This window comes from Colwellia hornerae, from assembly GCF_007954355.1.
GTDB classification, from domain to species: Bacteria; Pseudomonadota; Gammaproteobacteria; order Enterobacterales; family Alteromonadaceae; genus Colwellia_A; species Colwellia_A hornerae.
In genome coordinates this window covers 1-896 of record NZ_VOLR01000091.1, presented here as the reverse complement: position 1 = coordinate 896, position 896 = coordinate 1, and the positions used below count along the sequence as shown (strand labels likewise).

Genomic DNA, 896 nt, shown 5'->3' with positions numbered 1-896 from the left:
AATGGTTTGCTAGTCGATAGCTATTTGCAAACTTGTTTAAATGAACTGGCTAAAAAGCCAGAGAGCCTAGAGCACCTGCTGCCTTGGAACATCAAGCAAGGCTAGATGCCTTTCCCCATACGCTTACAATCAACTTCACAAAAAGCCTGCTGGAATAAAGGCAAACTAGTAGGCCAAAAACTCCCCCTTAAACTCGAAGAAATATGGTCAATTAGAATAAGGTTAGAGCTGGCAAACAATCTGCGAGAATTAACAATGTTTAATTTGGCCTTAGACTGTAAATTACGCGCTTGTGATTTTATTAAACTAAAAGTTTTGGATATTGCTCATGGTGCCACTATCCAGTCCAGAGCTATGCTTATTCAACAGAAAACAGGTAGTTCAGTTCAATTTGAATTAACCCCTAAAACTAGAGAATCACTGCAAGAATGGATAACTCAAAAATCGCTTAGGTCGGGTGATTATTTGTTTGGCAGTAGAGTAAAAAAAGATTTTCATTTAACTACTCGACAGTATGCGAGGATCGTTAAAAAATGGATTTCAAGTATAGGTTTAGATGTCACATTATATGGTACTCATACCATGAGACGAACTAAAGCATCATTAATCTATAAGAAAACAAAAAATTTGCGAGCAGTTCAAATATTACTTGGGCATACGAAACTAGAGAGTACGGTTCGTTATCTTGGTGTTGAAGTAGATGATGCCCTTGAGCTTTCGGAAGCAACAGATATTTAACTTTCACTAAAGGCATGGACGCCTTCTTCAATGATACGAAACCGGACATTAGCCTTTGCTCATTTAATTATGACCATTTCGACAATTATTCGTTTAAAGGATAGGTTATGTATGGATGATTGTTTGTCAAAAACTATAAAAATGACACCAGTAGTGCC

General features: G+C 37.1%; 1 protein-coding gene. It reads left to right on the top strand.

All coding sequences use genetic code 11. From position 1 onward, the window contains the following. The first annotated feature begins 105 nt into the window (after positions 1-105). The gene (locus ESZ26_RS19080; protein ID WP_146801404.1) at positions 106-738 is read left to right on the top strand and encodes a tyrosine-type recombinase/integrase; all 633 of its coding nucleotides are present in this window, start codon (positions 106-108) and stop codon (positions 736-738) included. The last annotated feature ends 158 nt before the right edge of the window (positions 739-896 follow it).